Source organism: Bradyrhizobium sp. LB8.2, from assembly GCF_040548035.1.
Classification (GTDB): Bacteria; Pseudomonadota; Alphaproteobacteria; order Rhizobiales; family Xanthobacteraceae; genus Bradyrhizobium.
On record NZ_JBEPQV010000009.1, the window covers coordinates 1 to 22,201 of the forward strand.

The window sequence follows — 22,201 nt, forward strand, 5'->3', positions numbered from 1 at the left end:
AAGCACCGCATTCTGCACCGACTGGCTCGCCAGCTCGGCCAGCAAATCGTCCCCAATCCAGCCGCCGTCGTCTGACAGACGTGTTCATGGAGAGGGTTGAGAGCGCAGTACGACGCTTAGGCAGTACGACTCTTAGAGAGAGAGAATCGAATCAGTGCAGCGACGTATACGCCGCGCCCAGCATCGGCCCCGGCTTTTCCCGGCTGCCGTCCTGGACATAGACCACAGCGCCGTCGACGCCGTCGCGCGTGAGGTTCTCGATCGGCACCGTCCAGCTTTCCGAACGGCCGGTCCAGTCGCCGACCTTGAGCAGGTTGCGAACCACGTTGTGATAGATGACCTGCTGTCCGCGATTTTCGCCGCGGCTGATCGCGATCGGCACCGATTTCGCAATCGAGCAGATCCAGACCTCGCCACGCGAGACCGCCGGCTCCTTGCTCGCGGCCACCGAGACATTGATCTGCTTGCCCGCGAGCGACATCGTCACCGGCACGCTCATCACGCCCGTGCCCTTGTCGGTCTTGCCGATCGCGCTTTCGATGCCGGTGCGGTCGCTGCCGACGACATGCGTGGAGCCGTTGACCACAACCTGGGGCGTATAGACTTCGCGGTCGCCGCGCATGCGCGAATAGGCCCGCTGCCGTGCAGAAAAACGCGAATCCGCCAGTGTGTCCTTCCAGCCGAGATAATCCCAATAGTCGATCGGCATGCTCAGCGCGATGATCGAGGGATCGCTGGAGAGGTCGCCGATGATCTTGTCGGCCGGCGGGCAGGAGGAGCAGCCCTGCGAGGTAAACAATTCGACAACGGCGCGGGGCTCAGCTTCGGCAGGACGAATGACGGCGACGATCGCGCAGATCCCGAGCGCGCCCGACCAGAGGGCACCGGACCAACGCGAAACCAGATGAGAAGCCGTCATTGTTGTCATGTCGAACGCCGCACACCATTACTCGTGAGAGGGGAAATCTTACCGCCGGATGGTCACCGTAATCTTACGGGTCTCACACATTCGACCGTCCTTGACGAAGTTCTCTGCCGGACGGGCCCATCTGAAGCCTGCCGCAAAGGCGCGAAGGCGGCCTTGTGATAGGCCGCCTTCGTGTAACCTACTACTCACTTCGCAGTGAGCCACCGTTCACAAATCCGCGCTTACGCCGCGAGCTTGCGCAGCACGTAGTGCAGGATGCCGCCGTTGCGGTAGTATTCGAGCTCATCCAGCGTATCGATGCGGCAAAGCAGCGAAATGCGCTGCAACGAGCCGTCGCCGGAGACGATCTCCGCGGTCAGCTTCTGGCGCGGCTTCAAATCGCCGACGAGACCACGCAACGTGACCTTCTCGTCGCCCTTCAGACCGAGCGACGACCAGGAGGTGCCGTCCTCGAAGGTCAGCGGCAGCACGCCCATGCCGACCAGATTGGAGCGGTGGATGCGCTCGAAGCTCTGGCAGATCACGGCGCGCACGCCGAGCAGACGGGTGCCCTTCGCGGCCCAGTCGCGCGAGGAGCCGTTGCCGTATTCCGCGCCCGCGAACACCACCAGCGGCACCTGCTCCTGCTGGTACTTCATCGCGGCGTCGTAGATCGACATCTGCTCGCCGTCGGGCCAGTGCTTGGTCAGGCCGCCTTCAGGGATATTTCCGTCCGCACCTTTGAGCATGAAGTTCTTGATGCGGATGTTGGCGAAGGTGCCGCGCATCATGACTTCGTGGTTACCGCGCCGCGTGCCGTACTGGTTGAAGTCGGCCGGACGCACCTGGTGCTCGCTGAGGTATTTGCCCGCGGGCGAGGTGAGCTTGATCGAACCGGCCGGCGAGATGTGGTCGGTGGTGATCTTGTCGCCGAACATGGCGAGGATGCGCGCCTCGACGATGTCGGTGACCGGTTCCGGCTCCTTCTTCATGCCGTCGAAATAGGGCGGGTTCTGCACATAGGTCGAGCTCATGTTCCAGCGATAGGTCTCGCTCTCGACCGTCTTGATCTTGCGCCAGTTGGTGTCGCCCTTGAACACGTCGGCATACTTCTTCTTGAAGATCGCCGCGGTCACGAACTTCTTCATGAAGGCGTTGATCTCCTTCGTCGTCGGCCAGATGTCCTTCAGGTAGACCGGCTTGCCGTCCTTGCCTTCGCCGAGCGGCTCGACGGCGAGATTCTTGGTGACGCTGCCCGCGAGCGCGTGGGCGACGACGAGCGGCGGCGAGGCCAGATAGTTCGCCTGCACGTCCGGCGAGACGCGGCCTTCGAAGTTGCGGTTACCGGAGAGCACGGCAGCCGCGACGATGCCGTTGTCGTTGATCGACTTCGATATCTCCTCGGGCAGCGGGCCGGAATTGCCGATGCAGGTGGTGCAGCCGAAGCCAATCAGGTTGAAGCCGACCTTGTCGAGATCGGCCTGGAGACCGGAATCGGCGAGATAAGCCGCCACCACCTGGCTGCCCGGGGCGAGCGAGGTCTTCACCCACGGCTTCGCCTTGAGGCCCTTCGCGGCGGCATTACGCGCCAGCAGACCGGCGCCGATCAGCACGCTCGGATTCGAGGTGTTGGTGCAGGAGGTGATCGCCGCGATCACGACGTCGCCATGGCCGAGGTCGAAGTTCCTGCCGTCGACGGCAAAGCGCTTCGTCGGCTCGTCGGTCTTCTTGTATTCGCTGGCGAGGGCGACCGAAAAGCCTTCGGCGACCGACGGCAGCGCAATGCGGCCTTCGGGACGCTTCGGACCGGCCATCGAAGGCACGACGTCGCCGAGGTCGAGCGTCAGCGTCTCCGTGAACACCGGATCGGCCGACTTGGCGGTGCGGAACAGCCCTTGCGCCTTGGCATAGGCCTGCACCAGCGCGACGCGCGCCGGGGCGCGGCCGGAGGTCTTGAGATAATCGAGCGCGGCGGCGTCGACCGGGAAGAAGCCGCAGGTCGCGCCGTATTCGGGCGCCATGTTGGCGATGGTCGCCTTGTCGGCGACGGAGAGATGGTCGAGGCCGGGACCGAAGAACTCGACGAACTTGCCGACGACGCCGAGCTTGCGCAGCATCTGCGTCACTGTCAGCACGAGGTCGGTCGCGGTGACGCCTTCCTTCATCGCGCCCTTCAGCTTGAAGCCGACGACGGTCGGCAGCAGCATCGACAGCGGCTGACCGAGCATGCAGGCTTCCGCCTCGATGCCGCCGACGCCCCAACCGAGCACGGCGAGACCGTTGACCATGGTGGTGTGGGAGTCCGTGCCGACCAGCGAGTCGGGATAGGCGACCTCGAAGGTGCCGGTCTTCTTGCCGACCGTCATCTTCTCCTTCTTGGTCCAGACCGTCTGCGAGAGATATTCGAGATTGACCTGGTGGCAGATGCCGGTGCCGGGCGGCACGACGGAGAAGTTCGTGAACGCCTTCTGGCCCCACTTCAGGAACTCGTAGCGCTCCTGGTTCTGCTTGTATTCCTCGGTGACGTTCTTGCCGAAAGCCTTGTTGTCACCGAAGAAGTTCACGATCACGGAGTGGTCGATAACGAGATCGACCGGCACCAGCGGATTGATCTTCTCGGCATCGCCGCCAAGCTTCTGCATCGCGTTGCGCATGGCAGCGAGGTCGACCACCGCCGGCACGCCGGTAAAATCCTGCATCAGCACGCGAGCCGGGCGGAACGCGATCTCATGCTCCAGCGACTTCTTGCGCAGCCATTTCGACACCGCGACGATGTCTTCCTTCTTGACCGAGCGACCGTCCTCGTTGCGGAGCAGGTTCTCGAGCAAAACCTTCATCGAATAGGGAAGTTTGGAAATTCCCTTCAGACCATTCTTCTCGGCCGTGGGCAGGCTGTAATAGACATAGGTCTTGGCGCCGACCTTGAGGGTCTTTTTGCATTTGAAGCTGTCGAGCGAGGTCATGAAAGGAAATCCCAATTGTTAGTTATACCCGGCAAGGGGTATTTTAACACCGTCAGCGATTCCGGCTAGGTCGCTTGCAGGGGCAGGTTAAGTTGCTGCATCAAGTAGTTCCGGGCTTATAGAAGCTTTCTAACGACGCCGCCACAGCCACAATGGTGCCGCAGCAATTCGCGAGCCAAAAATTCCCATGCGCTACCCCAAGATTTCCTGAGGCCTGGCTTGAGCGGATTGATACGAGGCACGATGCAGCTTTCCGGACGCGGGGTGATTTGCGTGCGGGGCGGACGCGACGTGTTTTCCGGGCTCGATTTCCAGGCCGGCTCCGGCGAAGCCGTGGCGGTCGTGGGCCGCAACGGATCGGGCAAGACGTCGCTGCTGCGGCTGATCGCGGGCCTGCTCGTTCCGACGGGCGGCACGATCGCGCTGGATGGAGGCGATGCCGAGCTGACCCTGCCGGAGCAGTGCCACTATCTCGGTCATCGCGACGCCCTGAAGCCGGCCCTGAGCGTGGCGGAGAATCTGGCATTCTGGACGGATTTTCTCGGCGGCGAGCGTTTTGACCCTGCCGAAAGCCTCGCCATCGTCGGCCTCGATCACGCCGCCCATCTGCCGGCCGCCTTCCTGTCCGCCGGCCAGCGCCGCCGGCTCTCGCTGGCCCGCCTGCTGACGGTCCGCCGTCCGGTCTGGCTGCTCGACGAGCCGACCACGGCGCTGGATGTCGCCGGCCAGGACATGTTTTCCGGATTGATGCGCGAGCACCTCGGCCGCGGCGGCCTGATCATCGCCGCCACCCATGCCCCGCTCGGCATCGATACGCGGGAGCTTCGGATCGGGGGTGTGGCATGAGACGGTCCGACCCTCAGATTTCCACGCGGTCGGGTCTAGCCTCATCCTTCCCCCGCTGCCTTGCGAGAGCCACCCCATGACCGCCCTGTTCGCCCTCATTCGCCGGGACATCCGGATCGCGCTTCGCGTCGGCGGCGGGGCGCTGATTGGCGTGCTGTTCTTCCTGACCGTGGTGGTACTGATGCCGTTTGCGGTGGGGCCGGATCTGGCGCTGCTGTCGCGGCTCGGGCCGGCGATCCTGTGGCTGGGCGCGCTGCTGGCGAGCCTGCTGACGCTGGACCGGCTGTTCATGGCCGACCACGAGGACGGCTCGCTCGACCTGATCACCATGAGCCGGACACCGCTGGAACTCGCCTGCGCGTCGAAAGCGCTGGCGCATTGGCTCGCCGCCGGCCTGCCGCTGATCGTCGCAACCCCCGTGCTCGGCCTGCTGCTCAACCTCGACATGGTCGCAACCGGCGCTGTGGCGCTGACGCTGCTTGCCGGCACCCCGGCACTGACGTTCACCGGCATGATCGGCGCGGCGCTGGCGGTGACGCTGCACCGCGGCGGCTTGCTGATGGCCGTCCTGGTGCTGCCGCTGTCGATTCCGGTCCTGATCTTCGGGGTCGCGGCCTCGCAGGCCGTGATCGTCGGACCCATGACGTTCGGCGCACCGTTCTCGATCCTGTGCGCGCTGTCGCTGGTCAGCCTCGTGGTCGGCCCTTTCGCGGCCGCGGCGAGCCTGAAGCATGGACTGGACTGACCTTGACCCCGATCAACTTTCGCTCCGGACTTTCGTGCTGATTGCCTGAGCGCTTACCTGTGATTATCAGAATACCATGACCCTGATCGACCTCGCCAACCCCACACGGTTCCTCGCGCTGACGGCGCGGGTGTTGCCATGGCTTGCGGCCGCGACTGTCATCCTGCTCGCGGTCGGGCTCTACCAATCGGCCTACGCGCCGGACGACTACCAGCAGGGCGCGACGGTGAAGATCATGTTCATCCACGTGCCCAATGCCTGGCTGTCGATGTTCGTATGGGGCGTGATGAGCCTGGCCTCGCTCGGCACGCTGGTGTGGCGGCATCCGCTCGCCGACGTCGCCGCCAAAGCCGCCGCTCCGATCGGCGCCGCCTTCACCTTCCTTGCGCTGCTGACGGGATCGCTATGGGGCCGGCCGATGTGGGGCACCTATTGGGAATGGGACGCGCGGCTGACCTCGGTGCTGATCCTGTTCCTGATGTATCTCGGCCTGATGGCGCTGTGGCGCGCGGTGGACGATCCCTCCCGCGCGGCGCGCGCTGCGGCCGTGCTGACCTTGGTCGGTGCGATCAACCTGCCCATCATCAAGTTCTCGGTCGATTGGTGGAATACGCTGCACCAGCCAGCATCAGTGATGCGGATGGGCGGCTCGTCGCTCGACAAATCCTTCTTGATCCCGTTGCTGGTGATGGCGATCGCGTTCACGCTGCTGTTCGTCACGCTGCATCTGGCAGCGATGCGCAACGAGATTTTGCGCCGCCGTGTCCGCTCGCTGCAAATGATGCAGGCGAGCCGTGTAGCGTTTTCAAGCGAAGTGGGCACCGGTTCGCGTAAAGAAAACGCGTCAAACGAAATTGGGGCTGCATGACGATGTCGCTTGGTCCCTACGCGCCCTTCATCGTGACGTCCTACGCGGCAGCCGCCCTCGTGGTCGTGATCCTGATCGGCTGGATCGTGCTCGACTACCGTAGCCAGACCCAGCGCCTGCGCGATCTCGACCGCAGCGGCATCACCCGCCGTTCGGGGCGCAGCGGGAGTGATCAGCTATGACGAGCGATCAACCGACGTCCGCTCCGCCGCAGCGCCGCACCTTCCTGATGGTGCTGCCGCTGGTCGCCTTCATCGGCTTGGCACTGTTATTCTGGTTCCGGCTCGGCAGCGGCGATCCCTCGCGGATTCCTTCCGCGCTGATCGGTCGTCCCGCGCCGCAAACCACGCTGCCGCCGCTCGATGGATTGCAGGCTGACAACGCGCAGGTCCCCGGCCTCGATCCCGCCGCCTTCAAGGGCAAGGTCAGTCTCGTCAATGTCTGGGCGTCCTGGTGCGTGCCGTGCCACGACGAGGCGCCGCTCCTGACCGAATTGGCAAAAGACAAACGCTTCCAGCTCGTCGGCGTCAACTACAAGGACGCCGCCGACAACGCGCGGCGCTTCCTCGGGCGCTACGGCAACCCGTTCGGCCACGTCGGCGTGGACGCCAACGGCCGCGCCTCGATCGAATGGGGCGTCTATGGCGTGCCGGAGACGTTTGTCGTCGGACGCGAAGGCACCATCGTCTACAAGATGGTGGGACCGATCACGCCGGACAATCTGCGGACGGTGTTGTTGCCGCAGATGGAGAAGGCGCTGAAATAGTCACCGTCATTGCGAGGAGCCCTTGCGACGAAGCAATCCAGACTGTCTCCGCGGAGGGATTCTGGATTGCTTCGCTTCGCTCGCAATGACGAGTTGGGAAATTCAACCCTTCCGCACATCCCCCGCCTCGGCCTCGCTTGTCTCCAGCGACGCCGGCTCGAGATGATAACGCTTGGTCAGCGGCATCTGGGCGATGGCGAAGACCATGGTCAGTGGGGTGACGCCGAACACCTTGAAGTTCACCCAGAAGTCCGTGCTCTGGGTGCGCCAGACGATCTCGTTCAGCACCGCCATGCCGGCGAAGAACAGCGCCCAGCGCAGTGTGAGGATGCGCCAGCCCCGCGGCGTCAGGTTGAACATCTGGTCGAACATGACGGCGATGAAGGAGCGACCGAACAACAGGCCACCGCCGAGGATCGCGGCGAACAGGGCGTAGATGATGGTCGGCTTGAGCTTGATGAAAGTCTCGTCGTGCAGCACCAGGGTCAGCGTGCCGAACACCAGCACGATGACGCCTGTCACGATCGCCATGATCGGGATGTGCCGCGTCACCACATAGGAGGCGATCATCGCAATGACGATCGCGACCATGAAAGCGCCGGTCGCGGCGAACAGATTGAACTTCGCATTCATGAAGAAGAACACGAGTAGCGGGCCGAGCTCGGTCGCAAGCTTGAACAGCGGATGCGGCTGGGTCTTGTCCATTCTTCAGCTTTCGATTCCGGCAATCGCGCGGGCGAAGTCCCGCGCGGTGAACGGCGCAAGATCGTCGACGCCTTCGCCGACGCCGATGAAATGCACCGGCAGTTTGAATTTATCCGCGAGCGCCACCAGAATGCCGCCGCGGGCGGTGCCGTCGAGCTTCGTCATCACGAGGCCGGTGACCCCTGCCGTGCGGTGGAAGGCCTCGACCTGCGAGAGCGCGTTCTGGCCGACGGTGGCATCCAGCACAAGCAGCACCGCATGCGGCGCAGTCGCGTCCACCTTGCGGATGACCCGCACGACCTTTTCGAGCTCGTTCATCAGCTCGGCCTTGTTCTGAAGCCGACCGGCGGTGTCGATCAGGAGCACGTCGACGGCCTGCTCCTTCGCCGCCGTCAGCGCGTTGAAAGCTAGGCTCGCTGAATCCGAGCCCTGCGCGCCCGATATGACGGGCGTCTTTGTGCGTTCGCCCCAAACCTTGAGCTGCTCGATCGCCGCGGCGCGAAACGTGTCGCCGGCGGCCAGCATCACCTTGCGGCCTTCGGACGCGAATTTTTGCGAGAGTTTTCCGATGGTGGTGGTCTTGCCGGAGCCGTTGACACCGACCACGAGGATGACGAAGGGCTTCTTGCCGGCGTCGATCTCGAGCGGCTTCGCCACCGGCGCCAGCACCTTCTCGACCTCGGTCGCGACGACGTCCTTGACTTCGTCCGCCGAGATCGCCTTGTCGTAGCGCCCCGTGCCGACGGCCTCCGCAATCCGCACCGCGACCGAGGTGCCGAGGTCGGCACGCAGCAGCACGTCCTCGATGTCGTCGAGCATGGCGCGGTCGAGCTTGCGCTTGGTGACGAGGTCGGCGACCGCGGTCCCGAGCGAGGACGAGGTGCGCTTCAGCCCGTTGGACAGGCGGCGCCACCAGCTCTGCTTGGGGGTCTCGGGGGTGGTATCGTTCATGGTGGCGGTGTGTTAGCCGTTCCGGCTTCCAAACGAAAGTCTTGACCGAAAGTCCTGCAATTGCTCGATGTTCCCGAATTGACCGCTGACGAAATCCTGGCGCGCGTGCTCCATCGCGACGGATTGATGCTGGTCATCGACAAGCCGGCCGGCCTGCCGGTGCATCGCGGCCCCAAGGGTGGCGCCAATCTGGAAACTTCCTTCGACGCGCTCCGTTTTGGCCTGCCGCGGCCGCCGGTGCTGGCCCACCGGTTGGACAAGGACACCTCCGGTTGCCTCATCCTCGGCCGTCATCGCAAGGCGACCGCCTCGCTCGGCCTGCTGTTCAAGCATGGCAAGATCGGCAAGACCTACTGGACCATCGTCGAGGGCGGCCCCGCCCAGGACGAAGGCATCGTCGATATGCCGCTGGGCCGCCTCAATGCCGAACGTGGCTGGTGGCAGAAGCCGGATCCGGAAGGCCAGAAGGCGGTCACCAACTGGAAGGTGATGGGCCGGGGCAATGGCCTCACCTGGCTCGCCATGGAACCTGTGACCGGGCGGACCCATCAATTGCGGGTGCATTCGGCGTCGACGGGATGGCCGATCTTCGGCGATAACATTTACGGCAACGGCCCGCGTTTCGGGGAACCGAAACTGCACCTGCATTCCCGCGAGATCGTGGTGCCGATCTCCCGGAACAAGGAGCCGGTCCGCGTCGTGGCGCCGGCCCCGCCCCACATGCACGCGCGGCTCCGCGCCTGCGGGTGGAACGGAGAATAGCCATTTCAGACCCTCATGGTGAGGAGCGCGGAACGCGTCTCCGGACGATGCCTTGCATCGCCGGGCGAACCATGCAGGCCCGCATCTCGCCCTGCGGCCATCCTTCGAGACGCCCGCTTCGCGGGCTCCTCAGGATGAGGAGCAGTGCCCGCCGGGCTTCCTATAGTTTACGAAACGTTCAGTGCTCGTCCCTCATGATAGCGGTTGCTTAGAACAGGCTTCCGTCAATCTGCTCAGGACGAGCTGCGCGTCATGTCCACGGCCGGGTTATCGATCATCGACGAGGTCGAGTCCGCGCTTCGGACAGGCTCCGCCGAAAAGGGCCTGGCAACCGCCCGCCGCGTCACCGACCTGTTCCTGTCCTCCGCCGGCAGTTTTGACGACGAGCAGATCGCGCTGTTCGACGACGTGCTCGAGCGCCTGATCGGCACCATCGAGCTCCGGGCCATCGCGGACATGGCCGCGCGCGTTGCGCTCGCCGAGATCAGCGCGCAGCTCGCGCCGATCGCGCAGGCGCCACCATCGGTCATCCGCCGCCTCGCCAACAATGACGAGATCCGCATCGCCCGTCCCGTGCTCCAGGAATCCGCGCGCCTCGACGATGGCGAGCTGGTGAAGATCGCATCGAGCAAAGGCGAGCCGCATCTGCTCGCGGTCGCCGGGCGCTGGTGGCTGAAGGAGATCGTCACCGATGCGCTGCTGGCGCGGCGTTATCCCAGCGTCAGCCGGCGGCTTGCCGCCAATCCCGGCGCGCGCGTTTCCGGCAACGGATTTGCCGTCATCGTCGGACAGGCCGAGGCTGATCCCGAACTCGCCGTCAGCGTCGGCGTCCGCGTCGACCTGCCATCGGATCTGCGCCGCGAGTTGCTGCGCTCGGCGACCGACGCCGTGCGCACCCGCCTGTTGTCGCGCGCGCCGACGCATCTGTTCGACGAGATCCAGGGCGCGATTGCAGCGGTCACCGTCGGCGTCGAGCGCGAAATGTCGGGGGTCCGCGACTTCGAAGGTGCCAAACGGGCAATTGCAAACCTCAAGGCGGGCGGCCAGCTGACCGAGACGACATTGCTCGGCTTCGCCACGCAGCGGCGCTATGAAGAAGCCGTGGCGGCGTTGGCGGCACTGTCCGGATCGACCGTCGAAGTGATTCGCCCACTGATGCAGAGCCTGCGTGAGGACGGCCTGCTGGTGCCGTGCAAGGCGGCACAGCTCAGCTGGGAAACCACCGCCGCCGTGCTCGAAAGCCGTTTTGCGACGGGCGCGATGAAGCCGGCGGACATCGCGAGAGCGCAAGGCCATTACGCACGCATGACGCCGGAGAATGCGCGGCGGACGCTCAGGTTCTGGCAGGTGCGGGCGTTGTAGGCGTACGCTGCGTACCAAGTTGAAGATGTCGTCACCCGCGAAAGCGGGTGATCCAGTATTCCAGAGACATTCGTGAGGTACGGAGGGGCCGCGGCGTACTGGGTCGCCCGGTCAAGCCGGGCGACGACACTGACTATGTGGCTAACCGCTCGCCATCACTAGCCGTAATTCTGAGCGGCACGACGCTTCCCACCTCTTCGCCCCCAATCGCCACCGGCAGATAGTGCTCCGTCCGTCCCTGCTCCGCGCTCTCGATCAGCACCTCACGCGTGGCACCGATCTCGGCTTGCAGCCGGTGGCGCAATGCCGCTTCGCCCGCCGCACGTAGCCGCTTCGCGCGTTCCTTGATGACTGGCCCCGCGACCTGCGGCATCCGCGCGGCCGGCGTGCCGGGGCGTGGCGAATAGGGGAAGACGTGCAGGAAAGTCAGGCCGCATTCCTCGACCAGATCGAGCGAGCGCGAGAACATCTCCTCGGTCTCGGTCGGAAAGCCCGCGATGATGTCGGCCCCGAACGCGATGTCCGGCCGCAGACGGCGCACCTGGTCGCAGAACGCAATTGCGTCGCCACGCGAATGCCGCCGCTTCATGCGCTTCAAGATCATGTCGTCGCCGGACTGCAGCGACAGATGCAGATGCGGCATCAGCCGCGAATCGTCGGCGATGGCATCTAACAGATCACGATCTGCCTCGATCGAATCGATCGAAGAGATGCGCAGCCGCTTGAGCTCCGGCACATGCCGCAAAATCTGCTTCGTCAGCATCCCGAGTTTCGGTGCACCCGGCAGATCACTGCCGTAGCTGGTGAGGTCGACACCGGTCAGCACGATCTCGGCATGGCCGCGCTCGACCAACGCCCGCACCTGATCGATGACGGCGCCCATCGGCACCGAGCGCGAATTGCCGCGCCCGAACGGAATGATACAGAAGGTGCAGCGATGGTCGCAGCCGTTCTGCACCTGCACGAATACGCGCGGCAAGCCGCTCGCAAAACCGTCGATAAGATGCGGCGCCATCTCCTTCACTGCCATGATGTCGCTGACGGCGATTTTTTCGCTGGCACCGAGATCGAACGCATTGCGCGCATCGCGCCACGCGCTGCTGCGCATCTTGTCGTCATTGCCGACGACGCGATCGACCTCGGCCATAGCGGCGAACATGCCGCTTTGCGTCTGCGCGGCACAGCCGGTGACGACGATGCGCGCTCCCGGCCGCTCGCGCTTCAATTTGCGGATCGACTGGCGCGCCTGCGCCACCGCCTCGTTGGTGACGGCGCAGCTGTTGATGACGATGGTATCTGAAAGGCCCGCGCTCTCGGCCTCGCGGCGGATCACCTCGGCCTCGAAGGCATTGAGGCGGCAGCCGAAGGCGACGATGTCGACGGCCATCAGCCGACCGGCGCGAACAGCGCCGGATCGAAACTGCCTTCATATTCGAAGGTCGCCGTGCCCGTCATCAACACGTGGTCGTCGCGCTCGCGCCATTCGATACCGAGCTTGCCGCCGGGCAGCGTGATCTCGACATTGCGCCCGGCGCGCTTCAGCCGCGCCGCCGCGACTGCGGTGGCGCAGGCCGCGGAGCCGCAGGCCCTGGTGAGGCCCGCGCCGCGCTCCCAGGTGCGGATCGTGATATGGTCGCGATCGACGATATGGGCCAGCGTGATATTGGCGCGCTCGGGGAAGATCGGGTGATTTTCCAGCAGCGGACCAAAGCGCTCGAGATCGTAGGCGTTGACGTCATCGACCCAGAACACCGCATGCGGATTGCCCATGCTCACCACCGAGGGCGAATGCAGGATCGGATTGTCGATCGGACCGATCTGCAGTTCGATGTAGCGGGTGTCGCGGAATTCCTGGTCGAGCGGAATGTCCTGCCAGCCGAACTTCGGCGCGCCCATGTCGACAGTGTAGAGATCGGGCGCAGGACCCTGCCAGCAATTGAGCAGGCCCGCGGCCGTCTCGAACGTCACCGTCGTCTGGCCGGTCTTCTCGAACAGGCGCCGCACCACGCAGCGCATGCCGTTGCCGCAGGCGCCGGCCTCGGAGCCGTCATTGTTGTAGATGCGGATGAAGGCTTCGGTGCCGTCGAACCGCGGCTTCTGCAGCACCATCAACTGGTCGTAGGGCACGCCGCCTTGAGCCGACGCCACCGCGCGGGCATCGTCCGGGGTGACCGGCGCGGTGGAATCGCGCATGTCGACAACGACGATCTCGTTGCCGATACCGTTCATCTTGGCAAATGCGTGATTAGCCAGCGCGCTCATGAAAATTCCCGAATTTCGCCTGCCTTATATGGCGATCCTTGCCGGCTTGGCCAGTGATTTGCCACCTGACGTCAGGACGTCTGCCATGACGCATCTGTCATGGGACGAATTCGGCGCTCGCGTGTTAGAACGACGCAATTCGCGCAAACCGGGACGCGCAGCCGGGTTAAGCCCTTGGTGGATTAAGGCCTTGGTGCATAAGGTTTTGGGGAGAGTAAAAATGTTCAGGTTTCGTTGTCTCGCTTTGGCCGCGCTGATCCCGGCAGCGGCCTTGTCGTTTGGTCTGTCCGCCACGCTGGCCCAAACGCCGAGCCCGGCGCCGGCCGCATCAGCGAGCCCCTCGCCGGCCCCGTCGGCTTCGCCCTCCCCGGCGGCAAGTGCCTCGCCCGCACCCGTGGCTACGCCCTCGCCGGCGGCCAGCGCCTCGCCAAGCCCTGCGACGTCAAGCCCTGCGACGTCAAGCCCTGCGACGTCAAGCCCTGCAACGTCGCCCTCACCCGCAGCCAGTGCCTCACCGAGCCCCGCCGCCCCGCCGCCCGCTGCCGCCGCAAACCCGGCTCCCGTGCAGACCGCCGATCCCTTCGGCCAGGAGGCTACGCTCGAGCCCAAGAAGGTCGTGATGGTCAAGGGCACCGCCAATTGGGACTCGGCCTTCGACACGCTGGTCGACGCCTTCAAGGCGCTGAACACGCTGCTGGACAAGCAGGGCATCAAGCACGCCGGCAATTCGATGATCGTCTACACCTCGACCGACGACACCGGCTTCACCTTCCTTGCCGAGATCCCGGTCGAGCAGGACCCGAAGAACCTGCCCAAGGACATGAGCATCGGCAAATCGCCGGAGGGCAAAGCCCTGAAATTTGTCCATCGCGGCTCCTACGACAACATGGACAACACCTACGAGGCGATCACCAATCACCTCGACGACAAGAAGCTGGAAGCCAAGGACACCTTCATCGAGGAGTACCTCACCGATCCCCTGAAGACGGCGGAGGACAAGCTCGTGATCAATGTTTTCGTGCCGCTGAAGTGAGACCGATGAAAAAGCCCGCGATCCTTTTTACCTCCCTTGTTGCGTCCTTTGCCGCCGCGCTGCCGGCAACGCCTGCGCTCGCCGACGATTTTCCGTCCGCGATTTCGGTGAGCGGCGAAGCCACGATTTCCGCCGCGCCTGATCTGGCGCAGATCAATGCTGGCGTAGCCAACGACGCCAAGTCGGCGAAGGAAGCTTCCGACGCCAACAACGCCGCGATGGGCAAGGTGCTGCTGGCGCTGAAGGGCGCAGGCATTGCCGAGAAGGATTACCAGACCTCGCGGCTGTCGCTGCAACCGCAATATGGCCAGAACAAATCCACCGGCGCCTCGCCCGTGGTCGGCTTCCGCGCCTCGAACCGCGTCACCGTGAAAATCCGCGACGTGACCAAGGTCGCTGGCATCATCGACACGCTGGTCGGCGCCGGCGCCAACGATATCGGCAATATCTCCTTCGAAGTGACGCAGGCGTCAAAACTGCTCGACGACGCCCGCGAGCAGGCGGTCACCGATGCCCGCCGCAAGGCGGAGATCTATGCCAGGGCCGCCGGTGTGACGCTGGGTGCGCCGCTCAGCGTGTCCGAAGGCGGTGCCCCAATGCCGCTGTTCAAGGGCCGCATGGCCGCTGCTCCAATGGCCGCAGGCGGCGCCGCCGTCGCACCGGGCGAGGAAACACTGTCGGTGACGGTGAATGTGAGCTGGGCGATCAAGCCAAAAGAGCAGTAGGTCTCGTGTCCCGGACGCGCTGCAGCGTGAAACGCTGCTGCGCAGAGCCGGGACCCAGCGTGCCGCAAGCATGGGCCCCGGCTCTGCAGCGCACCGTCGAAGAGACGCTGCGCTGCGTCCGGGGCACCAGCGGTTTGCCAGGACGTTAAATCTCCACCACCTGCCCCGGCTTCATCGCCACGAACCGCTCTTGCTGAATCTTTGCTGCATCCAGCGCCTCGACCAGCGCCTTGGCCGGCGCGTCGATTGCCTCATCGGTCAGCTGGAACGTGCCGTGATGATGCCCCAGCGCGGCTTGCGCGCCGCAATCCGCCAGCGCCTTCACCGCATCTTCCGGATTCATGTGCTGGTCGCGCATGAACCAGCGCGGCTCGTAGGCGCCGATCGGGAGGATCGCGAGACGCAACGGTCCATACTTCTCGGCGACGCGGCGAAAATGCTTGCCATCGCCGTAGCCGGAATCGCAGACGACGTAGATTTTCCCCGCTGGCGTCTCCAGCACGAAACTCGCCCACAGCGCCTTGTTGCGATCGAACATGCCGCGCGCCGACCAGTGTCGGGTCGGCACTAGCGTCACGGCGATGCCGCCGCCGAGCTCGACGCGATCGTGCCAGTCGAAGGCTTCCACCTTGAGCGTGGAATCGGTGCTCCGCATCGTGACGTCGTTGCCGAGCGGGGTGACCACGCGCGGGGCAAAATTCTTGGCGAGCCGCGACAGCGTCGCGATGTCGAGATGGTCGTAGTGGCCGTGCGAGACCAGCACGATATCGATCTTCGGCAGCTTGTCGAAGGCAATGCCGGGATCGTTATGCCGTTTCGGTCCCGCGAAGCTGACGGGCGAGACCCGCGTCGACCAGACGGGATCGACGAGGATGTTGAGGCCGCCGGTCTGGATCAGCCAGCTGGCATGGCCGACGAAGGAGAGCCGCACCTTGTCGCCGTCGACGCGCGCCGGCGGGGCATCGGCGTGGGGGCTCGGCGCCCAGTCCGGCCAGGCCGCGCGCTGTCGCTTGCCGCCGAACTGCCAGCGCAGCACCTCGCGAAGCGATTTCGGCGGCGCGCCGTCCGGATCGAAGAAGGTCAGCCCGTCGAAATGGTCGGAGGCGGGACCGTCATAGGTTTTCATGCGGGACATCCAAAGAGAGGGCACGCCAACCAACGCGCTGGCCCCGGCAAGCAGTCCGAAAAGGCGGCGGCGGGTGATCTTCACGGGTCAAGCTTCAGGGCTGGTCGGAGCGGCCGGACATCACCCTCATATGGGCCGGGCCAGAGAAAAAGGAACCTGCGGTCAAAAGAATCATCTTTTCAGTGACTTACCCTGGCGAAGGCGTTCCGCCCCCCTAACTTTCCTTGACTTTTGAGCGTCAGCGGCGTTTAACCCCGCCACTTCTCGGAAAGGCTTTCTTTTCGACCCGCCGACTGGTCCCTGAGGCCAGAGGCCAACGCCCGACAGCGCTATGCGCCCTCGGGCGTGAAGGTGTTTGGATTTTCTGCTCCCTCGCCCCGCGCTCGCGGAGAGAGGTGAAAAAGGACAACGGCATTGTTCGACAATCTGTCGGAACGGCTTGGCGGCATTCTCGATCGTCTGACGGGGCGCGGTGCGCTGACCGAAAAGGACGTCGACGCCGCGATGCGCGAGGTGCGCCGCGCGCTGCTGGAAGCCGACGTCGCGCTCGAAGTGGTGCGCAGCTTCACCGAGCGGGTCCGCGAGCAGGCGATCGGCGCCACCGTCGTCAAGTCGGTCACGCCCGGCCAGATGGTGGTCAAGATCGTCCATGACGAGCTGATCAACATGCTCGGCGCCGAAAGCCAGACCATCGACGTCAATTCCGTGCCGCCGGTGCCGATCATGATGGTCGGCCTGCAAGGCTCCGGCAAGACGACCACCACCGCAAAGCTCGCCCGCCGCATGGTCCAGCGCGACAAGCGCAAGGTGCTGATGGCGTCGCTCGACATCTACCGTCCCGCGGCGATGGAGCAGCTGGCCGTACTGGGCCGCGACCTCGACATTCCGACGCTCCCGATCGTCGCCGGCCAGCAGCCGGCTCACATCGCGAAGCGTGCGCTGGAGGCCGGCAAGCTCGGCGGCTACGACGTCGTGCTGCTCGACACCGCCGGCCGCACCACGCTCGACGAAGAGATGATGGCGGAAGCGGCAGCGATCAAAGCCGCCGCCAATCCGCATGAAGTGCTGCTGGTGGCAGACAGCCTCACCGGCCAGGACGCCGTCAACCTCGCCCGCGCCTTCGACGAGCGCGTCGGCCTGACCGGCATCGTGCTCACACGTGTGGACGGCGACGGCCGCGGCGGCGCCGCGCTGTCGATGCGCGCCGTCACGGGCAAGCCGATCAAGCTGCTCGGCACCGGTGAAAAAACCGATGCGCTGGAGGATTTCCATCCCGACCGTATCGCCGGCCGCATCCTCGGCATGGGCGACGTGGTCTCGCTGGTCGAACGCGCCGCCGCTAATATCGACGCCGAAAAGGCCGCGCGCACCGCCGAGCGCATGCGCAAGGGGCAGTTCGACCTCAACGATATGCGCGAGCAGCTGTCGCAGATGGCGAACATGGGCGGCATCAGCGGGCTGATGGGCATGATGCCCGGCATCGCCAAGATGAAGAACCAGATCGCGGCCGCCGGCATCGACGACAAGATTTTGAAGCGCCAGGTCGCGGTGATCGATTCCATGACGCGCGACGAGCGCCGTCATCCCGATTTGCTCAAGGCCAGCCGCAAGAAGCGCATCGCCGCAGGTTCCGGCCAGAGCGTCGAGCAGGTCAACAAGCTGCTCAAGATGCACCGGAACATGGCCGACATGATGAAGGCCATGGGTTCGGGCAAGCGCGGGCCGCTCGCCGGTATCGCACAGGCGATGGGCTTTGGCGGCGGCATGAAGCCGCCTTCGCCGGAAGAGATGAAGGCGCTGCAGGAGAAGATGCAAGGTGGCGGCGGACAAGGTCTGCCCAGCCTGCCGAAGGATTTGCCGGCTGGTCTGCGCACCGGTCTGCCGAACGTTCCCGGCCTGACCGGGCTGAGCGGCAAGCCGATGCTTCCGGGCCTCGGCGGATTTCCGGGCAAGAAGAAATGAGGAATTCGTCGCACGGGTCGTAGGTGTCCCGCGCGGCGCGAAAATACCAATCAATCGAACAAACTGTACTTTTAAGGAGAACTAAGATGTCCGTCGTTATCCGCCTCGCCCGCGCTGGCACCAAGAAGCGCCCCGTCTATCACGTCGTCGTCGCCGATTCGCGCTTTCCCCGCGATGGCCGCTTCATCGAGCGTCTCGGCTATTTCAACCCGCTGCTGCCGAAGGACAACGAGACCCGCCTGAAGCTCGACATGGACAAGGTCAAGGCCTGGCTCGCCAAGGGCGCGCAGCCGTCGGACCGTGTGTCGCGCTTCCTCGACGCCGCCGGCGTCAAGAAGCGCGAAACGCGCAACAACCCGGAAAAGGCCGTGCCGCGCAAGGAGCGCAAGGCGCAGGCCGAAGCCGCCGCGAAGGGTTAAGGCCAGACCATGCCGGAGCTGGTCTGCGTCGCGCGGATCGGCGCCGCGCATGGTGTGCGCGGCGCGGTCAAACTGTGGACCTTCACCGAAGATCCCTTTGCCATCAGGCGCTACGGTCTGCTCTCGTCGAAGGACGGCAAGCGCCAGTTCGAGGTCGCACAGGCGCGCGAGGCCAAGGATCATCTGGTCGCGACGTTCAAGGGTGTCACGACCCGCGATGAGGCCGAACGGCTCAACGGCATCGAGCTCTACGTCGCGCGCGAAAAGCTGCCCGCGACCGACGCGGACGAATATTACCACACCGATTTGATCGGGCTTGCCGCCGTCACCCCTGACGGCGACGCGCTCGGCCGCGTGCTCGCGATTCATAATTTCGGCGCCGGCGACCTCATCGAGATCGCTCCACCCAAAGGCCCGACGCTGCTGCTGCCGTTCACGAACGCGGTGGTGCCCGAGGTCGATCTTGCCGGCGGCCGCGTCGTGATCGCGCTGCCGCAGGAGATCGAGGGCGAGGACAAGGACAAGGACCAAGGCCGGGACGCATAACCACAGGCCGTGGTTTTGGTTAAGCTGGTGGCGCCGATCATCGCAAAACGGGCAGCGGTGACTGTGGGTCCCGGGCCTTCGCCGGGACGACGGATTTCTTAGGACCAATGACCAATCCCCTACCCTGGCGCGCGACGGTGCTGACGCTGTTTCCGGAAATGTTTCCGGGGCCGCTGGGCGTGAGCTTGGCCGGCCGGGCGCTGGCGTCCGGGCTTTGGGAGCTGGAGGCGCGGGACATCCGGGCCTCGGCCACCGATCGCCACCGCAGCGTCGACGACACCCCGGCCGGCGGCGGGCCGGGCATGGTGCTCCGGGCCGATGTTCTGGCGGCGGCCATCGATGCCGCCGAAAGCGAACAGGATCGGCCGAAACTGCTGATGAGCCCTCGGGGTCGGCCATTGACCCAGGCCCGCGTCCTGGAGCTGGCCAAGGGTCCGGGTCCCCTGGTCGTCTGCGGGCGGTTCGAGGGGGTGGATCAGCGGGTGATCGACCGGCGAGGCCTGGAGGAGGTCTCGATCGGCGATTACGTGCTGTCCGGGGGTGAAATCGCCGCGCTGGCGCTAATAGATGCCTGCGTCCGGCTGCTGCCGGGCGTGATGGGCAAGGAAGCCTCGGGAACCGAGGAAAGCTTTTCGGACGGCCTGCTCGAATACCCCCAATACACCCGTCCGCAGCTGTTCGAGGGAACTCCGATCCCCGAAATCCTGACCTCAGGCGACCATGCCAAGGTCGCTGGCTGGCGGCGGGCGGAATCCGAGGCCCTGACGGCAGCCCGGCGACCCGATTTGTGGGCCCAAATCCCGAGCAAGGCCCCGAATCGGGCCGGACGCCAAAAAACGCCAAAAAACAAGACAGACGGGTGACAAACGCTCCGGCTTGTCCTATAGGAGCGCCACATCCGCAATAGCTGGATAGACGAATTTCGCGCAGCCCCCGTCCTGCGGCTGGGCGCGCCGATGGAGACTTACCCATGAACCTGATCCAACAGCTTGAAAAAGAGCAATTCGACAAGCTCGCCGCCGGCAAGGAGATTCCGGAGTTCGGACCGGGTGACACCGTGATCGTCAACGTGAAGGTGGTCGAAGGCGACCGATCCCGCGTGCAGGCCTATGAAGGCGTCTGCATCGGCCGCTCCGGCGGTGGGCTCAACGAGAGCTTCACCGTCCGCAAGATTTCCTACGGCGAGGGCGTCGAGCGCGTGTTCCCGGTGATGTCGCCGATGATCGACTCGATCAAGGTGGTGCGCCGCGGTAAGGTGCGTCGCGCCAAGCTCTATTATCTCCGCAGCCTTCGCGGCAAGTCGGCCCGCATCGTCGAGAAAAAGCAGGACCGCGCCACCGCCGTCAACGAGTAAGCTTTCGCTTACAGGCGAGTTTCGGAGAGCGCGGGGCCAAACCCCGCGCTTTTTTGTTCCCTGCTCGCAGGTCTCGCCCTCATCCTGAGGAGCGCGTCTCGAAGGATGCAGGCCCGCCTGTGGCCTCGCCCTTCGAGACGCGCGCCGAGGCGCGCTCCTCAGGGTGAGGGGCATGTCTTGCGCGAGCCTTGAAAGCCCTCGCGATTCCAATTCGGCCTGCTATATATTCTTGGAATGTTTCCAGATCCGACCAGCCTCTCGTCCGCCAAGCGCATCGTCATCGACGATCGCTCACGGCTGCCTGGCCGGTTCTTCGGGCGCTTCGCGACCTCGGCAACGTCAGAGCTTACGCGCGCAGCCTAAAAGCTGCGCTGACGATTTTGTTGCCCCGCGCGCCACCCGCGCAACCCGCTCTACACAACATTCCTGGAGCTGACGCTCATGTCCAAGCCGACCACATTGTACGACAAGATCTGGAACGACCATCTGGTGCACGAAGCCGAGGACGGCACCTGCCTGCTCTATATCGATCGTCATCTGGTGCACGAGGTGACCTCACCGCAGGCGTTCGAAGGCCTGCGCACCACCGGGCGCAAGGTCCACGCGCCCGAGAAGACGCTCGCTGTCGTCGATCACAACGTCCCGACCACCGACCGCACCAAGCCGAATCCGGATCCGGAGAGCATCGAGCAGATCAAGGCGCTGGCCGACAACGCCAAGGAATTCGGCATCGAATATTACGACGAGTTCGACAAGCGCCAGGGCGTCGTCCACGTCATCGGACCCGAGCAGGGTTTTACGCTGCCCGGCACCACCATCGTCTGCGGTGACAGTCACACCTCGACGCATGGCGCGTTCGGCGCGCTCGCGCACGGCATCGGCACGAGCGAGGTCGAGCACGTGCTGGCGACGCAGACGCTGATCCAGAAGAAGGCGAAGAACATGCGCGTCACCGTCGACGGCAAATTGCCGGACGGCGTGACGGGCAAGGACATCATCCTGGCCATCATCGGCGAGATCGGCACCGCGGGCGGCACCGGCTACGTGCTGGAATACGCCGGCGATGCGATCCGTGCGCTCAGCATGGAAGGCCGCATGACGGTCTGCAACATGTCGATCGAAGGCGGCGCGCGCGCCGGCCTGGTCGCGCCCGATCAGAAAGCCTACGACTTCCTGCGCGATCGTCCCAAGGCGCCGAAGGGTGCCGCCTGGGACACGGCGATGCGCTACTGGGAAAAACTGCGCTCCGACGAGGGCGCGCATTTCGACCATGAGCTGCGCCTCGATGCCGCCAAGCTGCCGCCGATCGTGACCTGGGGCACGAGCCCCGAGGACGTGATCTCGATCACCGGCATCGTGCCCGACCCCGACAAGATCGCGGACGAGGCCAAGCGCCTGTCGAAGCACCGCGCCTTGAAGTACATGGGCCTGACCGCGGGCACGAAGATCACCGACATCAAGCTCGACCGCATCTTCATCGGCTCCTGCACCAACGGCCGCATCGAGGATTTGCGCGCGGCAGCAAAGATTGCGCAAGGCAAGACCGTTTCAGCGCATGTCAACGCCATGGTCGTGCCGGGCTCCGGCCTCGTGAAGGAGCAGGCCGAGGCTGAAGGTCTGGACAAGATCTTCATCACGGCCGGATTCGAATGGCGCGAGCCCGGCTGTTCGATGTGCCTCGCCATGAATCCGGACAAGCTGGCTCCGGAAGAGCGCTGCGCCTCGACCTCGAACCGCAATTTCGAGGGCCGCCAGGGCTTCAAGGGCCGCACCCATCTGGTGTCGCCGGCGATGGCGGCGGCCGCGGCCATCGCGGGTCACTTCGTCGACATCAGGGAGTGGCGCTGAGCCGCTTCCTGCAATTTGAACGATCGCGGCAAACCGCCGTTAATCGGCAGC

Annotated in this window: 22 protein-coding genes; 15 read left to right on the top strand and 7 right to left on the bottom strand. The window is 64.8% G+C overall.

The window, feature by feature from the left end; all coding sequences use genetic code 11:
* Positions 1 to 151: 151 nt before the first annotated feature.
* Both ABIB06_RS13335 and acnA read right to left on the bottom strand, forming a co-directional pair.
* Positions 152 to 928: a DUF1223 domain-containing protein gene (locus ABIB06_RS13335; RefSeq protein WP_247444084.1), complete on the bottom strand. Its 777-nt coding sequence runs from the start codon at positions 926 to 928 to the stop codon at positions 152 to 154.
* A gap of 221 nt (positions 929 to 1,149) precedes the next feature.
* Complete coding sequence (acnA, locus tag ABIB06_RS13340; RefSeq protein ID WP_247344443.1) at positions 1,150 to 3,870, bottom strand: aconitate hydratase AcnA; 2,721 nt, start codon at positions 3,868 to 3,870, stop codon at positions 1,150 to 1,152.
* Positions 3,871 to 4,113: 243 nt separating this feature from the next.
* Between acnA and ccmA the strand changes: the two genes are divergently transcribed.
* The 5 genes from ccmA (at position 4,114) to ABIB06_RS13365 (ending at position 7,095) form a co-directional block, all read left to right on the top strand.
* Positions 4,114 to 4,716, top strand: coding sequence for a heme ABC exporter ATP-binding protein CcmA (ccmA, locus tag ABIB06_RS13345; protein WP_354048369.1), 603 nt, complete (start codon positions 4,114 to 4,116; stop codon positions 4,714 to 4,716).
* Positions 4,717 to 4,792: 76 nt separating this feature from the next.
* Complete coding sequence (gene ccmB, locus ABIB06_RS13350) at positions 4,793 to 5,461, top strand: heme exporter protein CcmB (protein ID WP_354048371.1); 669 nt, start codon at positions 4,793 to 4,795, stop codon at positions 5,459 to 5,461.
* Between the two features lie 76 nt (positions 5,462 to 5,537).
* Positions 5,538 to 6,329 (top strand): heme ABC transporter permease, encoded by a 792-nt coding sequence (locus tag ABIB06_RS13355; RefSeq protein ID WP_354048373.1) that lies wholly within the window; start codon positions 5,538 to 5,540, stop codon positions 6,327 to 6,329.
* Positions 6,326 to 6,511, top strand: a complete 186-nt coding sequence (ccmD, locus tag ABIB06_RS13360) for a heme exporter protein CcmD (protein WP_354048375.1) — start codon at positions 6,326 to 6,328, stop codon at positions 6,509 to 6,511. The genes ABIB06_RS13355 and ccmD overlap by 4 nt, the downstream gene beginning before the upstream one ends.
* Positions 6,508 to 7,095 carry a DsbE family thiol:disulfide interchange protein gene (locus ABIB06_RS13365; RefSeq protein WP_354048377.1) on the top strand — a complete coding sequence of 196 codons (588 nt, stop codon included), beginning with the start codon at positions 6,508 to 6,510 and terminating at the stop codon, positions 7,093 to 7,095. The genes ccmD and ABIB06_RS13365 overlap by 4 nt, the downstream gene beginning before the upstream one ends.
* A 102-nt stretch (positions 7,096 to 7,197) precedes the next feature.
* Here ABIB06_RS13365 and ABIB06_RS13370 read toward each other — a convergent pair whose 3' ends face one another.
* Both ABIB06_RS13370 and ftsY read right to left on the bottom strand, forming a co-directional pair.
* Entirely contained in the window at positions 7,198 to 7,800 is a 603-nt protein-coding gene (locus ABIB06_RS13370; protein ID WP_247344460.1) for a septation protein A, read from the bottom strand.
* Positions 7,801 to 7,803: 3 nt separating this feature from the next.
* Positions 7,804 to 8,751: a signal recognition particle-docking protein FtsY gene (ftsY, locus tag ABIB06_RS13375; RefSeq protein WP_354048379.1), complete on the bottom strand. Its 948-nt coding sequence runs from the start codon at positions 8,749 to 8,751 to the stop codon at positions 7,804 to 7,806.
* Positions 8,752 to 8,811: 60 nt separating this feature from the next.
* On the opposite strand from ftsY, the gene ABIB06_RS13380 reads away from it, so the two are divergent.
* Positions 8,812 to 9,513, top strand: a complete 702-nt coding sequence (locus tag ABIB06_RS13380) for an RluA family pseudouridine synthase (protein WP_354048381.1) — start codon at positions 8,812 to 8,814, stop codon at positions 9,511 to 9,513.
* A 252-nt stretch (positions 9,514 to 9,765) separates the two neighbouring features.
* Complete coding sequence (locus tag ABIB06_RS13385; RefSeq protein ID WP_354048383.1) at positions 9,766 to 10,875, top strand: DUF2336 domain-containing protein; 1,110 nt, start codon at positions 9,766 to 9,768, stop codon at positions 10,873 to 10,875.
* 133 nt (positions 10,876 to 11,008) lie between these two features.
* Here the strand turns inward: ABIB06_RS13385 and mtaB are convergent, their stop codons facing one another.
* Both mtaB and dapF read right to left on the bottom strand, forming a co-directional pair.
* Positions 11,009 to 12,262, bottom strand: coding sequence for a tRNA (N(6)-L-threonylcarbamoyladenosine(37)-C(2))-methylthiotransferase MtaB (gene mtaB, locus ABIB06_RS13390; protein ID WP_354048385.1), 1,254 nt, complete (start codon positions 12,260 to 12,262; stop codon positions 11,009 to 11,011).
* The gene (gene dapF, locus ABIB06_RS13395; protein WP_247344475.1) at positions 12,262 to 13,137 is read right to left on the bottom strand and encodes a diaminopimelate epimerase; all 876 of its coding nucleotides are present in this window, start codon (positions 13,135 to 13,137) and stop codon (positions 12,262 to 12,264) included. Before dapF ends, mtaB begins: the two co-directional genes overlap by 1 nt.
* A gap of 220 nt (positions 13,138 to 13,357) precedes the next feature.
* On the opposite strand from dapF, the gene ABIB06_RS13400 reads away from it, so the two are divergent.
* Entirely contained in the window at positions 13,358 to 14,170 is an 813-nt protein-coding gene (locus ABIB06_RS13400; RefSeq protein WP_354068856.1) for a GyrI-like domain-containing protein, read from the top strand.
* Between the two features lie 5 nt (positions 14,171 to 14,175).
* Positions 14,176 to 14,895, top strand: coding sequence for an SIMPL domain-containing protein (locus ABIB06_RS13405; RefSeq protein WP_247344481.1), 720 nt, complete (start codon positions 14,176 to 14,178; stop codon positions 14,893 to 14,895).
* Between the two features lie 145 nt (positions 14,896 to 15,040).
* Here ABIB06_RS13405 and ABIB06_RS13410 read toward each other — a convergent pair whose 3' ends face one another.
* Complete coding sequence (locus ABIB06_RS13410; RefSeq protein WP_247344485.1) at positions 15,041 to 16,105, bottom strand: MBL fold metallo-hydrolase; 1,065 nt, start codon at positions 16,103 to 16,105, stop codon at positions 15,041 to 15,043.
* 330 nt (positions 16,106 to 16,435) lie between these two features.
* Between ABIB06_RS13410 and ffh the strand changes: the two genes are divergently transcribed.
* The 6 genes from ffh (at position 16,436) to leuC (ending at position 22,150) form a co-directional block, all read left to right on the top strand.
* On the top strand, positions 16,436 to 17,983 hold the full coding sequence (ffh, locus tag ABIB06_RS13415) for a signal recognition particle protein (protein WP_247344487.1): 1,548 nt from the start codon (positions 16,436 to 16,438) through the stop codon (positions 17,981 to 17,983).
* Between the two features lie 86 nt (positions 17,984 to 18,069).
* The gene (rpsP, locus tag ABIB06_RS13420) at positions 18,070 to 18,402 is read left to right on the top strand and encodes a 30S ribosomal protein S16 (protein ID WP_247330959.1); all 333 of its coding nucleotides are present in this window, start codon (positions 18,070 to 18,072) and stop codon (positions 18,400 to 18,402) included.
* A gap of 9 nt (positions 18,403 to 18,411) precedes the next feature.
* Positions 18,412 to 18,948, top strand: coding sequence for a ribosome maturation factor RimM (gene rimM / locus ABIB06_RS13425; RefSeq protein WP_247344490.1), 537 nt, complete (start codon positions 18,412 to 18,414; stop codon positions 18,946 to 18,948).
* 107 nt (positions 18,949 to 19,055) lie between these two features.
* Positions 19,056 to 19,811 carry a tRNA (guanosine(37)-N1)-methyltransferase TrmD gene (trmD, locus tag ABIB06_RS13430; protein WP_247344493.1) on the top strand — a complete coding sequence of 252 codons (756 nt, stop codon included), beginning with the start codon at positions 19,056 to 19,058 and terminating at the stop codon, positions 19,809 to 19,811.
* Between the two features lie 107 nt (positions 19,812 to 19,918).
* Complete coding sequence (rplS, locus tag ABIB06_RS13435; RefSeq protein WP_247344496.1) at positions 19,919 to 20,302, top strand: 50S ribosomal protein L19; 384 nt, start codon at positions 19,919 to 19,921, stop codon at positions 20,300 to 20,302.
* A 441-nt stretch (positions 20,303 to 20,743) separates the two neighbouring features.
* Entirely contained in the window at positions 20,744 to 22,150 is a 1,407-nt protein-coding gene (gene leuC, locus ABIB06_RS13440; protein WP_354048391.1) for a 3-isopropylmalate dehydratase large subunit, read from the top strand.
* Positions 22,151 to 22,201 lie beyond the last annotated feature (51 nt).

Bases quoted from the DNA above. Each gene is read 5' to 3' on its own strand.
- rplS (WP_247344496.1), top strand. From the start codon at position 19,919: ATGAACCTGATCCAACAGCTTGAAAAAGAGCAATTCGACAAGCTCGCC.
- ABIB06_RS13335 (WP_247444084.1), bottom strand. From the start codon at position 928: ATGACAACAATGACGGCTTCTCATCTGGTTTCGCGTTGGTCCGGTGCC.
- ABIB06_RS13365 (WP_354048377.1), top strand. From the start codon at position 6,508: ATGACGAGCGATCAACCGACGTCCGCTCCGCCGCAGCGCCGCACCTTC.
- ftsY (WP_354048379.1), bottom strand. From the start codon at position 8,751: ATGAACGATACCACCCCCGAGACCCCCAAGCAGAGCTGGTGGCGCCGC.
- rpsP (WP_247330959.1), top strand. From the start codon at position 18,070: ATGTCCGTCGTTATCCGCCTCGCCCGCGCTGGCACCAAGAAGCGCCCC.
- ABIB06_RS13405 (WP_247344481.1), top strand. From the start codon at position 14,176: ATGAAAAAGCCCGCGATCCTTTTTACCTCCCTTGTTGCGTCCTTTGCC.
- dapF (WP_247344475.1), bottom strand. From the start codon at position 13,137: ATGAGCGCGCTGGCTAATCACGCATTTGCCAAGATGAACGGTATCGGC.
- mtaB (WP_354048385.1), bottom strand. From the start codon at position 12,262: ATGGCCGTCGACATCGTCGCCTTCGGCTGCCGCCTCAATGCCTTCGAG.
- ccmB (WP_354048371.1), top strand. From the start codon at position 4,793: ATGACCGCCCTGTTCGCCCTCATTCGCCGGGACATCCGGATCGCGCTT.
- ccmD (WP_354048375.1), top strand. From the start codon at position 6,326: ATGACGATGTCGCTTGGTCCCTACGCGCCCTTCATCGTGACGTCCTAC.
- trmD (WP_247344493.1), top strand. From the start codon at position 19,056: ATGACCAATCCCCTACCCTGGCGCGCGACGGTGCTGACGCTGTTTCCG.
- ABIB06_RS13370 (WP_247344460.1), bottom strand. From the start codon at position 7,800: ATGGACAAGACCCAGCCGCATCCGCTGTTCAAGCTTGCGACCGAGCTC.
- ABIB06_RS13385 (WP_354048383.1), top strand. From the start codon at position 9,766: ATGTCCACGGCCGGGTTATCGATCATCGACGAGGTCGAGTCCGCGCTT.
- leuC (WP_354048391.1), top strand. From the start codon at position 20,744: ATGTCCAAGCCGACCACATTGTACGACAAGATCTGGAACGACCATCTG.
- acnA (WP_247344443.1), bottom strand. From the start codon at position 3,870: ATGACCTCGCTCGACAGCTTCAAATGCAAAAAGACCCTCAAGGTCGGC.
- ABIB06_RS13355 (WP_354048373.1), top strand. From the start codon at position 5,538: ATGACCCTGATCGACCTCGCCAACCCCACACGGTTCCTCGCGCTGACG.
- ccmA (WP_354048369.1), top strand. From the start codon at position 4,114: ATGCAGCTTTCCGGACGCGGGGTGATTTGCGTGCGGGGCGGACGCGAC.
- rimM (WP_247344490.1), top strand. From the start codon at position 18,412: ATGCCGGAGCTGGTCTGCGTCGCGCGGATCGGCGCCGCGCATGGTGTG.
- ABIB06_RS13400 (WP_354068856.1), top strand. From the start codon at position 13,358: ATGTTCAGGTTTCGTTGTCTCGCTTTGGCCGCGCTGATCCCGGCAGCG.